The sequence below is a fragment of the Sedimenticola selenatireducens DSM 17993 genome, from assembly GCF_000428045.1.
GTDB lineage: Bacteria > Pseudomonadota > Gammaproteobacteria > Chromatiales > Chromatiaceae > Sedimenticola > Sedimenticola selenatireducens.
In genome coordinates this window covers 173,331-187,922 of record NZ_KE386617.1, presented here as the reverse complement: position 1 = coordinate 187,922, position 14,592 = coordinate 173,331, and the positions used below count along the sequence as shown (strand labels likewise).

Annotated in this window: 14 protein-coding genes; 3 read left to right on the top strand and 11 right to left on the bottom strand. The window is 58.1% G+C overall.

The window, feature by feature from the left end; all coding sequences use genetic code 11:
* Positions 1–10: 10 nt before the first annotated feature.
* Positions 11–499, bottom strand: a complete 489-nt coding sequence (ispF, locus tag A3GO_RS0121395; RefSeq protein WP_029135135.1) for a 2-C-methyl-D-erythritol 2,4-cyclodiphosphate synthase — start codon at positions 497–499, stop codon at positions 11–13.
* 153 nt (positions 500–652) lie between these two features.
* On the opposite strand from ispF, the gene A3GO_RS24960 reads away from it, so the two are divergent.
* Positions 653–997 carry a TusE/DsrC/DsvC family sulfur relay protein gene (locus tag A3GO_RS24960; protein WP_051302771.1) on the top strand — a complete coding sequence of 115 codons (345 nt, stop codon included), beginning with the start codon at positions 653–655 and terminating at the stop codon, positions 995–997.
* Positions 998–1,015: 18 nt separating this feature from the next.
* Here the strand turns inward: A3GO_RS24960 and ispD are convergent, their stop codons facing one another.
* The 5 genes from ispD to A3GO_RS0121365 all read right to left on the bottom strand — a co-directional run bounded on the left by ispD (position 1,016) and on the right by A3GO_RS0121365 (position 5,991).
* Positions 1,016–1,726, bottom strand: coding sequence for a 2-C-methyl-D-erythritol 4-phosphate cytidylyltransferase (ispD, locus tag A3GO_RS0121385; protein WP_029135134.1), 711 nt, complete (start codon positions 1,724–1,726; stop codon positions 1,016–1,018).
* Positions 1,723–2,016 (bottom strand): cell division protein FtsB, encoded by a 294-nt coding sequence (ftsB, locus tag A3GO_RS0121380; protein WP_321527767.1) that lies wholly within the window; start codon positions 2,014–2,016, stop codon positions 1,723–1,725. Before ftsB ends, ispD begins: the two co-directional genes overlap by 4 nt.
* A 147-nt stretch (positions 2,017–2,163) precedes the next feature.
* Positions 2,164–3,441: a phosphopyruvate hydratase gene (gene eno, locus A3GO_RS0121375; RefSeq protein WP_029135132.1), complete on the bottom strand. Its 1,278-nt coding sequence runs from the start codon at positions 3,439–3,441 to the stop codon at positions 2,164–2,166.
* Between the two features lie 70 nt (positions 3,442–3,511).
* Complete coding sequence (gene kdsA, locus A3GO_RS0121370) at positions 3,512–4,345, bottom strand: 3-deoxy-8-phosphooctulonate synthase (RefSeq protein WP_029135131.1); 834 nt, start codon at positions 4,343–4,345, stop codon at positions 3,512–3,514.
* The gene (locus A3GO_RS0121365) at positions 4,342–5,991 is read right to left on the bottom strand and encodes a CTP synthase (RefSeq protein WP_029135130.1); all 1,650 of its coding nucleotides are present in this window, start codon (positions 5,989–5,991) and stop codon (positions 4,342–4,344) included. The genes kdsA and A3GO_RS0121365 overlap by 4 nt, the downstream gene beginning before the upstream one ends.
* A 363-nt stretch (positions 5,992–6,354) precedes the next feature.
* On the opposite strand from A3GO_RS0121365, the gene fnr reads away from it, so the two are divergent.
* Positions 6,355–7,113: a fumarate/nitrate reduction transcriptional regulator Fnr gene (gene fnr, locus A3GO_RS0121360; RefSeq protein WP_029135129.1), complete on the top strand. Its 759-nt coding sequence runs from the start codon at positions 6,355–6,357 to the stop codon at positions 7,111–7,113.
* Here fnr and dnaQ read toward each other — a convergent pair.
* From dnaQ to A3GO_RS24950, 3 genes are read right to left on the bottom strand one after another with little or no spacing between them, the layout of a single operon-like run.
* A complete protein-coding gene (gene dnaQ / locus A3GO_RS24955; protein WP_051302767.1) occupies positions 7,106–7,861 on the bottom strand; it encodes a DNA polymerase III subunit epsilon in 756 nt (251 codons plus the stop codon). The two genes, fnr and dnaQ, sit on opposite strands and share 8 nt — an antisense overlap.
* Positions 7,858–8,298 carry a ribonuclease HI gene (rnhA, locus tag A3GO_RS0121350; RefSeq protein ID WP_029135128.1) on the bottom strand — a complete coding sequence of 147 codons (441 nt, stop codon included), beginning with the start codon at positions 8,296–8,298 and terminating at the stop codon, positions 7,858–7,860. Before rnhA ends, dnaQ begins: the two co-directional genes overlap by 4 nt.
* On the bottom strand, positions 8,299–9,087 hold the full coding sequence (locus A3GO_RS24950; RefSeq protein WP_084610317.1) for a class I SAM-dependent methyltransferase: 789 nt from the start codon (positions 9,085–9,087) through the stop codon (positions 8,299–8,301). It abuts the gene before it with no gap.
* Positions 9,088–9,350: 263 nt separating this feature from the next.
* On the opposite strand from A3GO_RS24950, the gene A3GO_RS24945 reads away from it, so the two are divergent.
* A complete protein-coding gene (locus A3GO_RS24945; protein ID WP_037376250.1) occupies positions 9,351–10,988 on the top strand; it encodes a lytic transglycosylase in 1,638 nt (545 codons plus the stop codon).
* Positions 10,989–11,137: 149 nt separating this feature from the next.
* Here A3GO_RS24945 and A3GO_RS0121335 read toward each other — a convergent pair whose 3' ends face one another.
* The gene (locus A3GO_RS0121335; RefSeq protein WP_029135127.1) at positions 11,138–13,147 is read right to left on the bottom strand and encodes an ABC transporter ATP-binding protein; all 2,010 of its coding nucleotides are present in this window, start codon (positions 13,145–13,147) and stop codon (positions 11,138–11,140) included.
* Between the two features lie 27 nt (positions 13,148–13,174).
* Positions 13,175–14,590: an ABC transporter permease gene (locus tag A3GO_RS0121330; RefSeq protein ID WP_029135126.1), complete on the bottom strand. Its 1,416-nt coding sequence runs from the start codon at positions 14,588–14,590 to the stop codon at positions 13,175–13,177.
* Positions 14,591–14,592 lie beyond the last annotated feature (2 nt).

The window sequence follows — 14,592 nt, the reverse complement described above, 5'->3', positions numbered from 1 at the left end:
ACATTGGCTATTACAACGGCTGATCCGTTACAGTCTGAAGCAGAACCACGGCATAACAGGCGATCCCCTCACCGCGCCCGGCAAACCCCATTCCTTCGGTGGTGGTCGCCTTGATATTGATATTTTTCAAGGGGGTGCGCAAATCTTCGCTCATGTGCTCTCGCATCGACTCTATGTGTGGACTTAGCTTCGGCGCCTGTGCAACGACCGTTATATCGGCATTGCCCAGCATCCATCCCTCCTTGTCCAGCAGCCCCATCACCCGGGTCAGCAGATGGCGACTGTCAATGTTCTTATATTCAGCGCTGCTATCTGGAAAATGATACCCGATATCCCGCAACCCCGCGGCACCAAGCAACGCATCACAGAGCGCATGGATCAGCACATCGCCATCCGAATGTGCCTCCATACCGAGCGGATAATCAATCTCCACCCCACCCAGGATCAAGGGTCTCCCCGGCGTAAACCGATGGGCATCGTAACCCTGGCCAATCCGCATAATGTCACCTCGCTGACTGATAAATAATACTGATATACACTGGCCAACCACGCTCTGGTGATGAGCAGAGCAGACTGCCATGAGCTACTCTTTATAGCAGAATAAGAACAGTGTGGCCGTTGAGATTATTCATCATAAAGGGAGGAGAGAAAGATGCCAAAAACAGATCCCTTGTCAATCGAACAGCGCCAACTGCCGGACAGTTTTTACCAATGGGACGAGGCGCTGGCAAAGCTGCTGGCGGCTGAAGAACATATCGAACTGACCGATAGGCACTGGCAGGTTATCCACTTTCTGAGAAAACACTGTGATGCCCATGGTACCGGCTGCAGCGCACGGCTGTTGCTCAAGACCCTGAGCCAGGAATTTCGCAGTGAAGGCGGTAAACGCTATCTCTACACGCTTTTTCCCAGAGGGCCGGTGGTGCAGGCATGCAAGATTTCCGGCATACCATTGCCACAATATGCCGTAGATCTCTCATTCGGTAGCGTCCATTAAGCAACCGGTCCGGGCGGTTCAATTGCTGCGGTTCTGCTCAAGATAGAAGCCGGCCAGAACCAGGTCCTCCGGGCGGGTGATCTTAATATTGTCACTGCGCCCTTCGATCAGCTGCGGAGTCTCCCCTGCCAGTTCCATGGCACTTGCCTCATCGGTAACCAGCTGATTGTCGGTCCGGGCCCGTTCCAATGCCCTGCGCAGGTCTGCCCAACGAAACATCTGGGGCGTAAAGGCACGCCAGAGACAGTCCCGGGAAACGGTTTCCAGCACTGCCCCCGCGTTGTCCGTTCGTTTGATCGTATCACTGAGCGGGATAGCCAACACGCCGCCCACCGGATGATCCCGGAGGCTGTGCATCAGCTTGTCCAGATCGGTGCGCTGCAGGCAAGGTCTTGCCGCATCATGCACCAGTATCCAGTCATTGGCGTCAGCCTCACCTTGCAGCGCCAACAGGCCATTCAACACGGAATCGGCACGCTCCCTGCCGCCCTCAACCCGCTGCACCCGGGGATGATCGGCATAAGCGCTCTTTTCCCACCAGGAGTCAGATGCCGAAAGAACAACAATCACCCGGATGATTTCCGGATGCTCCACCAGGGTCCGCAGGCTATGGTCAATCACCGGACGGCCCTGCAGGGTCAGGTACTGTTTCGGCACCGCCCCGCCCATGCGTCGCCCGACGCCAGCCGCTGGAACTACCGCCCAGTAGCGTACTGCCGGCCTGGTCACTGTTTACTCTTCCGGGGTTCGATGATCTGGTAGAAGGTTTCACCCTCCCGAATCATGCCGAGATCATTGCGGGCGCGCTCCTCGATCGCCTCCAGCCCTTTCTTCAGATCTTTCACCTCGGCCTGGAGTGCCTGATTGCGGCGACGCATCTGCTGCAACTCGTCCTTCTGCTGCGCAATATCCTGTTTCAGCAAATGCAGTTCAGCCAGACTTCCCTCGCCCACCCAGAGGCGATACTGAAGTACCACCAGCATGGCAAACAGAAGCAGCATAAGAATACGTAGCATCATCTGGCGTAACGACTCACCGACGAATCAATCTCGTCATCCGGAAGCCTCGGTGGACACAAAAGTCGCCACCCTACAGGACTGTCATTGCAAGGGGCCACAGGGTGGATAAGCCGGCAGGTTGGCGCATCCCCCTGCAAGACTCACTGTTCAGAGGCAGTTAAACGCCCCTCTACCTGCATAGACCGCATCACTGCCCAACTGGTCTTCTATGCGCATCAACTGGTTGTATTTCGCCACCCGGTCGGTGCGGCTCAGGGAGCCGGTCTTGATCTGTCCGGTATCTGCCGCGACCACCAGATCGGCAATGGTGGTGTCCTCGGTTTCACCGGAACGGTGTGAGACCACTGCGGTATACCCGGCATCCTTGGCCATCCTGATCGCTTCCAGTGTCTCGGTCAGGGTGCCGATCTGATTGAACTTGATCAGAATGGAATTGGCGATACCCTGTTCAATACCCCGGGACAGGATCCTGGTGTTGGTAACGAACAGATCGTCACCCACCAGTTGTACCCGGCTGCCCAGTTTCTCGGTCAGCAACTTCCAGCCATCCCAATCGCTCTCATCCATGCCGTCTTCGACGGAAATAATCGGGTACTGATCCACGATACCCGCGAGATAATCGACAAACTCGGCCGCGTTGAACTGGCGCCCTTCAGAGGCCAGGTCATATACCCCGTCCTTGTAGAACTCAGAGCTGGCCACGTCCAGACCCAGGTAGATGTCGCTTCCGACCTTGAAACCGCTCTTCTCGATCGCCTCCAGAATCACTTCGATGGCTGCCACATTGGAGGGCAGATCCGGGGCAAAGCCGCCCTCGTCACCCACGGCGGTGTTTAGGCCACGGGATTTCAACACCGCTTTCAAGGCGTGGAACACCTCGGCACCGTAGCGGACCGCTTCGCGGATCGAGCCGGCGCCCACCGGCAGGATCATGAACTCCTGGATATCCACGCTGTTATCGGCATGGGAACCGCCATTGATGATGTTCATCATCGGCACCGGCATGCGGAATGGGCCATCAGAAAGGGATCGATAGAGTGGCAGCGCCTTCTCCTGGGCAGCCGCATGGGCCGCCGCCAGGGAGACGGCCAACAGGGCGTTTGCGCCCAGTCGATCCTTGTTCTCGGTGCCGTCCAGCTGGATGATCTTCCGGTCCAGACCAGCCTGGTCCTGCACATCAAAACCCAATAACGCCTGCTTCAACTCGCCGGTGATGTTGGCAACAGCCTTCAACACGCCCTTGCCCAGATAGCGCTGTTTGTCACCGTCACGCAGCTCCAATGCCTCGCGTGATCCGGTGGATGCGCCAGAAGGCGCCACTGCCCTGCCAATCGCGCCATCAGCGGTGATGATATCCGCCTCTACGGTGGGGTTGCCACGGGAGTCGAGGATTTCCCGACCTCGAACATCAACAATCTCAGACATGCTCACTCCAGTTTTATTGGATGTAGATAATATTCAAGTTTTTTCTTGGAGCCGGAGGGAGGACGGACAGCTATAGCGTGTCTTCGATAAAACCGCGTCGCTTGACCGCCTGATCCAGCTCCATCAAGGTTTCCAGCAGCGCTTCCATCCGGTCCAGCGGCCAGGAGTTGGGACCATCACTCAGGGCCTGCTCCGGATTCGGATGGGTCTCCATGAACAGTCCGGAGATGCCTGCCGCCACGGCGGCACGCGCCAGTACCGGTACGAACTCACGCTGTCCGCCCGAAGCGTTACCCTGTCCACCCGGCAACTGCACCGAATGAGTGGCGTCATACACCACCGGGGCCTGACACTCCCGCATCACCGCCAGCGAACGCATATCGGAGACCAGGTTGTTGTAGCCGAAGGAGGCACCGCGTTCGCACACCATGATCTGCTGGTTACCGGTGCTGCGCGCCTTCTCCACTACATGTTTCATATCCCAGGGGGCGAGAAACTGCCCCTTTTTCAGATTCACCGGGAGGCCCTGGCTGGCGACCGCCTTGATGAAATTGGTCTGGCGGCAGAGGAAGGCGGGGGTCTGCAACACATCCACCACCGAAGCCACCTCGCTCAGCGGGGTATCTTCGTGTACATCGGTCAGCAAGGAGACGCCAATATCGCGTTTCACTTTTTCCAGAATCTTCAGTCCCGCTTCAATCCCGGGACCACGATAGCTCTGCCCGGATGAGCGATTGGCCTTGTCAAAGGAGGATTTGTAGATAAACGGGATGCCCAGCCTGTCGGTCAAAGCCTTCAGTGCGCCGGCGGTATCCAGCGCCAGTTGCTCACTCTCCACCACACAGGGGCCCGCAATCAGAAACAGCGGATGTTCAAGGCCTGCCTCGAATTCACCTAATTTCATGCCTGTACACTCTCCCTGCTCATCTCATATTTATGCTTCCGTGCCGCCTGTATAAAACCGGTGAACAACGGATGCCCGTCCCTTGGAGTGGAGGTAAACTCCGGATGGAACTGGCAGGCGACAAACCAGGGATGCTCTTTGATCTCGACAATCTCGACCAACCGGCCATCCATTGAGCGCCCGGCGATTTTCAGACCCGCCTTTTCCAGTGCCTGCAGATACTGATTATTAAATTCATAACGGTGGCGGTGACGTTCGATGATGGTATCGCTGGCATACAGCTTACGCGTCAGACCATCCTCAACCAGCCGGCACTCTTGCCCACCCAGCCGCATGGTGCCACCGAGGTCCGAGTTCTCGTTTCTCACCTCCAGCTCGCCGTCCGCATTGAGCCACTCGGTGATCAGTGCGATGACCGGATAGGGGGTTTCCCGATTGAACTCTGTACTGTGTGCATCCGCCATGCCGGCCACGTGACGTGCGTACTCGATCACCGCCACCTGCATGCCGAGGCAGATGCCCAGATAGGGAATACGCTGCTCCCGGGCATAACGCACAGTGGCAATCTTACCCTCGACACCCCGCTCTCCGAACCCACCCGGAACCAGAATTGCGTCAACCCCCTTGAGGCAGTCAGTACCCTCTTTTTCCACCTGTTCGGAGTCGATATATTTGATATTGATCTTGGTGTGGGTATGAATACCGGCATGAATCAAGGCCTCGGAGAGGGACTTATAGGCCTCGGTCAGATTCATGTACTTGCCAACCATCGCTACCGTAACGCTGCCGTCGGTATTCTCCAGGCCATCAATGACCGCCCGCCACTCGGACAGATCTGCCGCCGGGACATTAAGTCCGAACTGCCGCACCACGATCTCATCCATCTTCTGCTCATGCAGCAACAGCGGAATCCGATAGATATTATCCGCATCGACTCCGGTGATGACCGCCTCTTCCGGAACATTGGTAAACAGGGCGATCTTCTTGCGTTCGGCGTCCGGAAGCGCACTCTCGCAGCGACACAGCAACAGATCCGGCTGGATACCGATGGAGCGCAGCTCCTTGACCGAGTGCTGGGTCGGTTTGGTCTTGATCTCGCCGGAAGTGTGGATATAGGGAACCAGGGTCAGGTGCAGAAACAGGGCATTCTGCTTGCCGAGTTCGACACCCATCTGGCGAATCGACTCAAGAAATGGCAGGGATTCTATATCACCCACGGTACCGCCGATCTCCACCAGGGCGATATCGGCGTCGCCCGCACCCAGCCGGATACTGTCCTTCATTTCGTTGGTGATGTGAGGAATGACCTGCACGGTGCCGCCCAGGTAATCGCCACGGCGCTCCTTGCGGATAACGCTTTCGTAAATCTGGCCGGTAGTGAAATTGTTGTTGCGGCCCATGGTGGCACGAATAAAACGTTCATAATGGCCGAGATCAAGGTCGGTTTCGGCGCCATCCTCGGTAACAAACACCTCCCCGTGCTGGAAGGGACTCATGGTGCCCGGATCCACGTTGATATAGGGATCCAGCTTGATCATTGTGACTTTAAGGCCGCGCGCCTCCAGCAGTGCGGCCAACGAAGCTGAGGCAATACCCTTGCCCAGCGAGGAAACTACACCGCCCGTGATAAATACGAATTTGGTCATAGACTCTATGTCTTGTGGTGGAGGAAAAAAATCATTCAGGACGGGGTTTAATAGTACGCGAAAGCGGCTGCAGCCTCAATCAAAAGGCCGGTAAATAATTCTCCCTGAGAACCGGCTCGCAAGGAGATCACGGTATCTGCGCACCAAAACGAGGCACACACCGTTTGCGGCAATAACCCCCGACAGCATGACATCCATTCAAGCCACTGATTCGGTTCGCCGAAACCGCTGGATATCGGGTAGAAATCACCCGCTCCTCACGCCCGATCCGAGACAGCGGATTGAGACAAGATGAAAAGTAACTTGATCCAGAGCAAAGCAATCTGCAAAATGTCAGCTCCTATGGAGAAGTAAGGTTGCGCCGTGAGCGAACACAAGGTTATCTCTTTTGACAACATCAAGGTTGCCTGCAGGAACTGTAGTCTTACTTCCCTGTGCCTCCCGATGGGCCTCACCCCGGAAGATGTGGATCTGCTTGACGCCATAGTCAAGCGCAACAGACCGCTGCACCGTGGCGATCACCTGTTCCGCCAGGGCGATAAATTTCAATGCATCTATGTGGTCAAAACCGGAACGGTCAAGACTTTTGATCCGGGTGAAGACGGCAGCGAGCAGGTTCTGGGCTTCCACTTGCCGGGTGAAATGATCGGTCTGGATGCAATTGAGACTGGCATTCACCACTGCTCAGCCAAAATCCTGGAGACCACCGCAGTTTGCGAAATCCCCTTCACCCTACTCGAAGAGCTGAGCAGCACCATACCCAGTCTGCAGCACCAGATGTACCGGCTGCTGAGTCGGGAGATTGGCCATGATGAGGATATGCTGACCCTACTGGGCAAGCGCAATGCCGAAGAGCGACTGGCTTCCTTCCTATTGAGTCTGTCCGGACGTTTCCAGCGGCGCGGTTTTTCTCCCTCTGACTTCTACCTCAGCATGTCCCGCCATGAAATCGGCAACTACCTCGGCCTTGCGGTAGAGACCGTCAGCCGCCTGTTTACCCGCTTCCAGGACGATGGCCTGCTGAAAGTGGAGCGAAAACATGTTCAACTGGTCGATATTGAGCGGCTGAAACAGATTCAACGCGGCGACCAGGCCGGCGTACGTGAGCAGCAGGTCACTTGACCTCGTCCCTTGCGGTACCAGCCATTTCTGCATGTTCCAGGCGCCGCCACAGACAGCCTCCACCAGCACTCTTCTCAATCAGCTCCAGTCGCTGTCCATGCGAGGCCAGCTCGTCAACACTGGCCTGGACCACTTTCAACCGGGGTCGTGCCGGGTCCAGACGCTGAATCCGCTCACTACTGGACTCATTTTCACCACTACCCGCATCCAGTGACAGTGCCCCCTGCCCTCCGGTCATCATCAGATAGACGTCGGCCAAAATCTCCGCATCAAGCAGTGCACCGTGCAGTTCCCGGTGGCTGTTGTTGATGTCGTAGCGTTTGCACAGGGCATCCAGGCTGTTGCGCTGCCCAGGGTGCATCTTTTTCGCCATGACCAGGGTATCCACCACACTGCAGATGGTATCCAGTGACGGATGCTCGCCCGGCAACAGTCTCAGCTCGTGATTGAGGAACCCCATATCGAACGGGGCATTGTGAATAATCAGTTCCGCCCCATGAACATAGGCGACAAAATCATCCACCAGATCTGCAAACCGGGGCTTGTCCGCGAGAAATTCATTGGTGATTCCATGCACCTCGATCGCGGCTTGATCGATCTCCCGATCGGGCTGCAGGTACTGGTGGAAGTTGTTCCCGGTCAAACGCCGGTCCACCATTTCCACGCAACCGATCTCGATAATCCGATGCCCCTGGCTCGGCTCCAAACCGGTAGTTTCCGTATCCAATACAATTTGCCGTGTACTCATAAGCCCAACTCCTCCACACCTTTGTTGGCCAGCCGGTCCGCGAGTTCATTTTCCGGGTGCCCGCTATGCCCTTTGACCCAGGACCAGTGCACATCATGAGTCGCCACCAACTGATCCAGTCGCAGCCAGAGATCGCTGTTCTTGACCGGTTTTTTGGTGGAGGTTTTCCAGCCGTTACGTTTCCAGTTGCCGATCCAGTCGGTTATGCCATTCTGCACATATTTTGAATCAGTCGTCACCCGCACACTGGTTGGGCGGGTCAGTGCCTCCAGGGCGCTGATAACAGCCATCAGTTCCATCCGGTTATTGGTGGTTTGCTGTTCCCCGCCGTAGAGTTGCCGCTCCTTGCCCTTATAGCGCATCACGGCACCCCAGCCACCCGGACCGGGATTCCCTTTACAGGCACCATCGGTAAATATTTCCACCCGCTCAACCACTTATTCACTACTCCTGGTGTGTCTGATGTTATTCGCCGTGGGCTCGGCCATGCTACCCCTGATGCGTCGGGGACGCAGCTTCCAGGCCGGCTTGATCGGGGTCAGCCGGGAGACCCGCTTGACCGCAAGTATCACATAGGCACCCGACATCGGTGACCAGAAACGCCCGCCGATGCGTTCTAAAAAACCCAGCCGCTGCATCATCCGCTCGTGGCGCAATGGCGGACGAAACATCACCCCCTGTTCCGCCTTGATTTCAAATCCGAGCAGAGAGAGCCAGTCATGAACCCGCCAGGCAGAGATAAAATGCCCACACCAGGGGACCTGCTTGCCGCGCATACGCAGCAGCCGCCAGATCCCCCATAGACTCCAGGGGTTAAAACCGACAATGATCACATGCCCTTCGGGAATCAACACCCGCTCCACCTCGCGCAGCAACTGATGGGGATTTCTGGAAAAATCCAGCGTGTGGGGCAGCAGGACGGTATCGATACTGTCCGAGGCAACCGGCAGATGCTGCGGATCCCCAACCACGCATTGATTGCCGAAAGCGTCCTCCCCTTTCGGCACCAGCACGACCTGGGACTTGATCCGGCTCATCCTGAGTGGGTCCAACTGCAATCCCAGACAGCCCACCTGCAGCAGATAATAACCGAAACATTCAGCCAGTAGGCACTCCAGACTCGCTTGCTCCATGGCGAGCAACTCCCGCCCTGGTGTGGTACTGAACCAGGCCCGCAGGGCCTCCGTCGAAGGAGGAGTGGTGATCCGGTTAAATAGTCTCTTCATCAGCAAGTGCGGTTATTGTGCAAGGATTCAAACTTTAACCCATTCCGGCCGGAGATTCCCGCCATCGATCTGGCTTGCCCCATGTGGATGCTATTGCCACCACTGGCATGGCGGTCCACCGTCTAGACAGACAATCCCCATCATGGAAAGATCGCCTGCGACTATTCATCCCCGTAACATGACCTGTTTCCTGGAAAAAAACAGGTGATTTGCGTATGATCCCGGCTAGTTTACGCTAACGCCAGACAGCCGTGGATTGTTTCATGCCGATAAGATATCTGACCCTGACCATCCTCACCGCCCTGGCGCTGAGCGGATGCAATACCACCAATAACGGAGCCGAGCCGGAATTGATCAAGGCGGCGGTTCACGCAGACTCTGCTACGATGACCGAACTGGCGCCGGCGCCGGCCCGGCAGCCTGAACCGGAGTCCGTTGCCCTGAAGCCGCTTGAGCTCGAGTCAGCACCCGTGCCCCAGACCGGGCTGATGGACCGGCTGCGTGCCGGTTTCGGCCTGGAGATTCCGGATCATCCGCGCATTGACAGCCAGATCCGCTGGTTTGCCTCCAACAACGATTACCTGGACAGGGTACAGGAGAGGGCAGCTCCCTATCTTTATTTTATTCTCGATGAGGCTGAACAACGGGGAATCCCCAGCGAGCTGGCCCTGTTGCCGATTGTCGAGAGCGGTTTCCGGCCCTTTGCCTACTCCCCAGGACGCGCCGCCGGACTGTGGCAGTTCATCCCCTCCACCGGCAAACATTTCGGGCTGGAACAGAACTGGTGGTACGACGGTCGCCGGGATGTGGTGGCCGCCACCCGGGCGGCTTTTGACTATCTAAGCCAACTGGCGAGCCAATTTGACGGCGACTGGCAGTTGGCACTGGCCGGTTACAATGCCGGTGCCGGCACGGTGCAACGGGCCATCAAGCGCAACCAGCGAAAAGGCAAACCCACCGATTTCTGGTCACTCGAACTGCCTGATGAAACCATGCGCTACGTGCCGAAACTGCTGGCCGTGGCCAAGGTGATGGGGGATCCGCAGCAGTACGGCATCACTCTGGCCGATATTCCCAACCAGCCCTACTTCGACAGCATTGATATCGGCTCCCAGCTCGATCTCGCCCTGGCGGCTGATATGGCGGGCATCTCCATTGAAGATCTCTATCGGCTAAACCCCGGCTTCAATCGCTGGGCAACGGCGCCGGATGGACCACACCGGCTGAGCATTCCGGTTGAACAGGCCGAGCGCTTCAGCGAGGCGCTCGATGCCCTCGATCCACAGAAACGGCTGCGCTGGAGCCGCTATAAGATCCGCCCCGGCGACAATCTTGGCGGCATTGCCAGAAAGCACAAAACCACCGTGGCATTGCTGCAACAAGTGAACAAGCTGAAGGGCAACAACATCCGTGCCGGCAAGCATCTGCTGATCCCGGTCTCGGTCAAAAGCCTCGATCAGTACACCCATACCGCCGACGCCCGTCTGGCAAAAACCAAAAACAGACAGCGCAAGGGCAAGCGCCTGACCCACAAGGTCGTTGCGGGGGATACACTTTGGGACATTGCACAACGCTACAAGGTCAGCCACCGGGCCCTGGCCCGCTGGAACGGCATGTCCCCCAGGGACACGCTGCGCCTGGGACAGCAGCTGGTCATCTGGCAACAGGGCGGCAAGAGTCAAGACAAGTTGGCGCACGCCACCCCGCTGCTTTCACCGCCGGTCGACACCCGCAGCAGCCTGCGCTACCGGGTGCGCAAGGGCGACTCCCTGGCGCTGATTGCGCAACGTTTCAATGTCACGATTTCCGACCTGAGAAAATGGAACACGCTGGAGGGCCGCTATCTACAGCCCGGACAGCGACTGCAGCTGTTCGTAGATGTGGCTGAACAGACTCTGTAGGAGTCTCCCTGCCCTAAGCTCTGGTCTTGCTACAAATACTGGCGAGGAGTCTTTGTGCTCTTGGTGTTGTTGGCGGTTGCGACGCAATGAACCGGCTCTCCTGAATCACTGCGGGTACCCTCCAGCCCAGCCGGGACAGGTTCCTGCTCTTACGACTGTTCCTGCTCAACCTTGAAACAGCTCACCTGACGGCCGTCATTCAGCCTGATCAGATCCGGGTAGCGCTCCCGACACTGGGGCATCGCCACCGGGCAGCGGGGGTGAAAGTGGCAGCCGACTGGTGGATTGGCCGGTGACGGCATATCCCCTTCCAGCCGGATCACTTCGCGCTTCAAGTCGGGATCGGCCACCGGTACGGCGGAGAGCAGCGCCTGGGTATAAGGATGTTTCGGTGCAGCCAACAGTTGCCCCACCTCACCCCGCTCGACGATCCTGCCCAGATACATCACCGCCACCTCATCTGCCAGATAAGAGACCACCGAGAGATTGTGGGTTATAAACAGGAAGGCGAGGCCGCGACTGTTCTGCAGCCGCTTCAGCAGATTGAGGATCTGTGCCTGCACCGAGACGTCCAGGGCGCTGGTCGGCTCATCACAGATAATCAGCTTCGGATCCACCGCCAGGGCGCGGGCGATACAGATACGCTGACGCTGCCCACCGGAGAACTCATGCGGATAACGGCCGGCGGCATCGGCGGGAAGCCCTACCTGCTCCAGCAGTTCCATCACCCGTGAACGGCGCTGCTCCGCCGAACGGCCAATGCGCTGCGCCTTCATCCCCTCTTCGATAATATCGCCCACCAGCATGCGCGGATTCATCGAGGCGACCGGGTCCTGAAAGATAATTTGCAATTCCGAGCGGCGCGCACGCAAGGCGCTGCCTTTCAGCCGGGTCAGTTCATCACCGGCAAAACCGACCGTACCCGCGGTAGGCCGCACCAGCTGCAGTATTCCCTTACCTACCGTGGTCTTGCCGCAGCCCGACTCGCCAACCAGGGCCAGCGTCTTTCCGGGCGCGATGGAGAGCGAAACACCATCCACCGCCCTGACCTGACCCACGGTACGCTTGAACACTCCCTTATGAATGGGAAAGTGAACCTTGAGCCGGTCAACCACCAGCAGTGGCTCGAGGCTTGTCGCGGCATTGACCGGCGTATGGTCCGCCTCCGCCACTTCAACGATGGTCACGCCATCCTGATGGCCGGCAAGATAACAGCGTGCGCCCTGGCCGGGTTCCAGTACGGTCCAACCTGGGGCGGTTTCACAATCTTCGAAGGCCCGGTCACAGCGGTCGATAAATCGACAGGCGGTAAACACCTGATTCAACGGCGGCACACTGCCCCTGATCACGGCAAGCTGCTTGCTGCGTTTTTCGGCATTCGGCAGCGACTGGAACAGTTTCTGGCTGTAGGGGTGCTGGGCATGACCAAAAAAACGCTCACGGGTCGCCACTTCGATAATCTGGCCGGCGTACATCACCGCTACCCGGTCCGCCACCTCGGCCACCACCCCAAGATCGTGGGTGATCAGCAGGATGGCCATACCGGTCTGCTGCTGCAACTCCTTAAGCAGTGCCAGCACCTGGGCCTGAATGGTCACATCCAGCGCAGTGGTCGGTTCATCGGCAATCAGCAAATCAGGCCGGCCAGCCAGCGCCATGGCAATCATCACCCGCTGCTTCATGCCCCCCGAGAGCTGATGCGGATACTCGTTGATCCGTCGCTCGGGATCGGGGATACCGACCGATCGGAGCAGTTCCACCACCCGCTGCGCCACCGCCCGGCTATCCGCCCCATCGCGGATTTTCACCGCCTCGCCGATCTGCCGGCCAATGGTCAACACTGGGTTGAGGGAGGTCATCGGTTCCTGAAAAATCATCGCCATGCGACCACCGCGCTCTTCGCGCATGGCGTACTCCGGCAGCTCCAGGAGGGCGGTTCTGCCCAGAGTGACATTCCCACCGACGATGCGCCCCGCCGGTGGCAGCAGACGCATGATCGACAGGGCCGTCATCGACTTGCCACAGCCCGACTCGCCCAGCAGGGCAAAGGTTTCGCCTTTTCTGATCTCCAGGTCGACACCATCCACGGCGCGTACCGGGCGTTCCCCATCGCCCAGCCAGGTTTGCAGATTTTCAACTTGCAGCAGAGTATCGCTCATGCGGCTACGGCTTCCATGGTTGGCTGATCAGCGTGAACTGCGCAGACGCGGGTCGAATGCATCGCGCACCACATCGGAGAACAGGTTGGCCGACAGCACCAGTGTAAACATAAAGATCATCGCGGCCATTAGTGACCACCAGACCACCGGTTCCCGGGCCATCTCCAGCCGGGCACTGTTGATCATATTGCCCCAGCTGTTCATGGTGGGATCAACACCGATATTGACATAGGAGAGCACCGCCTCGGCCAGCACCAGACCGGAAAAATCCAGCACCACGGTGATCATCACAATATGCAGCACATTGGGCAGGATATGGCGCAGGATGATCTGGAAATGTCCCACCCCAAAGGCGACCGCCGCCTGCACATAATCAACTTCACGCAGTTTCATCGCCTCACCCCGCAACAGACGACACAGCCCAGTCCAGCTGGTGACGCCGAGGATGATGCAGAGGAACAGCAGCCGCAGATCGGCCCGCTCCACCAGGCTGTTGAATTCGTCGGCATGGTTGCTCATGTAGATCTGCAGCATGAGGATCGCCGCCGCGATCAGCAACACTCCGGGAATCGAGTTGAGCGTGGTGTAGGTGTACTGGATCAGGTCATCCACCCAGCCACGGAAATAGCCGGCCATGATGCCCAGCAGAATGGCGGCCGGCAGCATCACCAGGGTGGTCAGGGTCCCGATCAGCAGGCCGGTACGGATGCTCTTCAACGCCTGATAAAAGACATCCTCCCCCACCTTGTCGGTGCCCAGCAAGTGATAGCGGCCCGACAACTCCACCGCCCAGAACAGTACCATCAGCAGCAGTCCCAGGGTGATCAGGACGCTCCGCCAGGGGATATCGCTTTTTCCGCTCAGCACCTCTTTGGCGGCCCCCGCGAACCCGCCGCTGCGCCTGGCCGCCAACAGTGCAAACAGGATATTGGCCATGACAAGAGTGACAACCAATCCCTTGATCAACCCGATCAGGCTCAGGCGCATGATGTCCTGCGCCCAGTCGCGTTCAGGGTCCGCCAGATGGGCGCCGCCATATTGCAGCCGTGGGAAGTCCCGAATCACCGTACCGTCAGGCTGCTCGATATTCTCCTTGGCATAAAGATGGGTAGCCAGCGGCGCAGAGTAGGTCTTCTCCTGGCGCACCCGGAGTGGCTGTACCAGACGATCGAACAGGCTGTACACTTCGCTGGACTGCACCTGGGCGCCGGTCTGCTGGTCGGGTGAAAATTGCGGTTCGAAGTGTATCGAGTCCAGCAACCCGATTACCACATAAAAACTCAGGATCACCAGAGTACTGACACCCACCCGGCTGCGCACCACCTGTCGCCAGGGCCCGCGCAGGTGCTCCCTCCGGGCGGCATAGACAGCAAACGCGACCGAAAAGAACAGCAGCAGGAACACCAGCGCATCCGTCCACAGGATCACCAGCCCGCCCATCATGC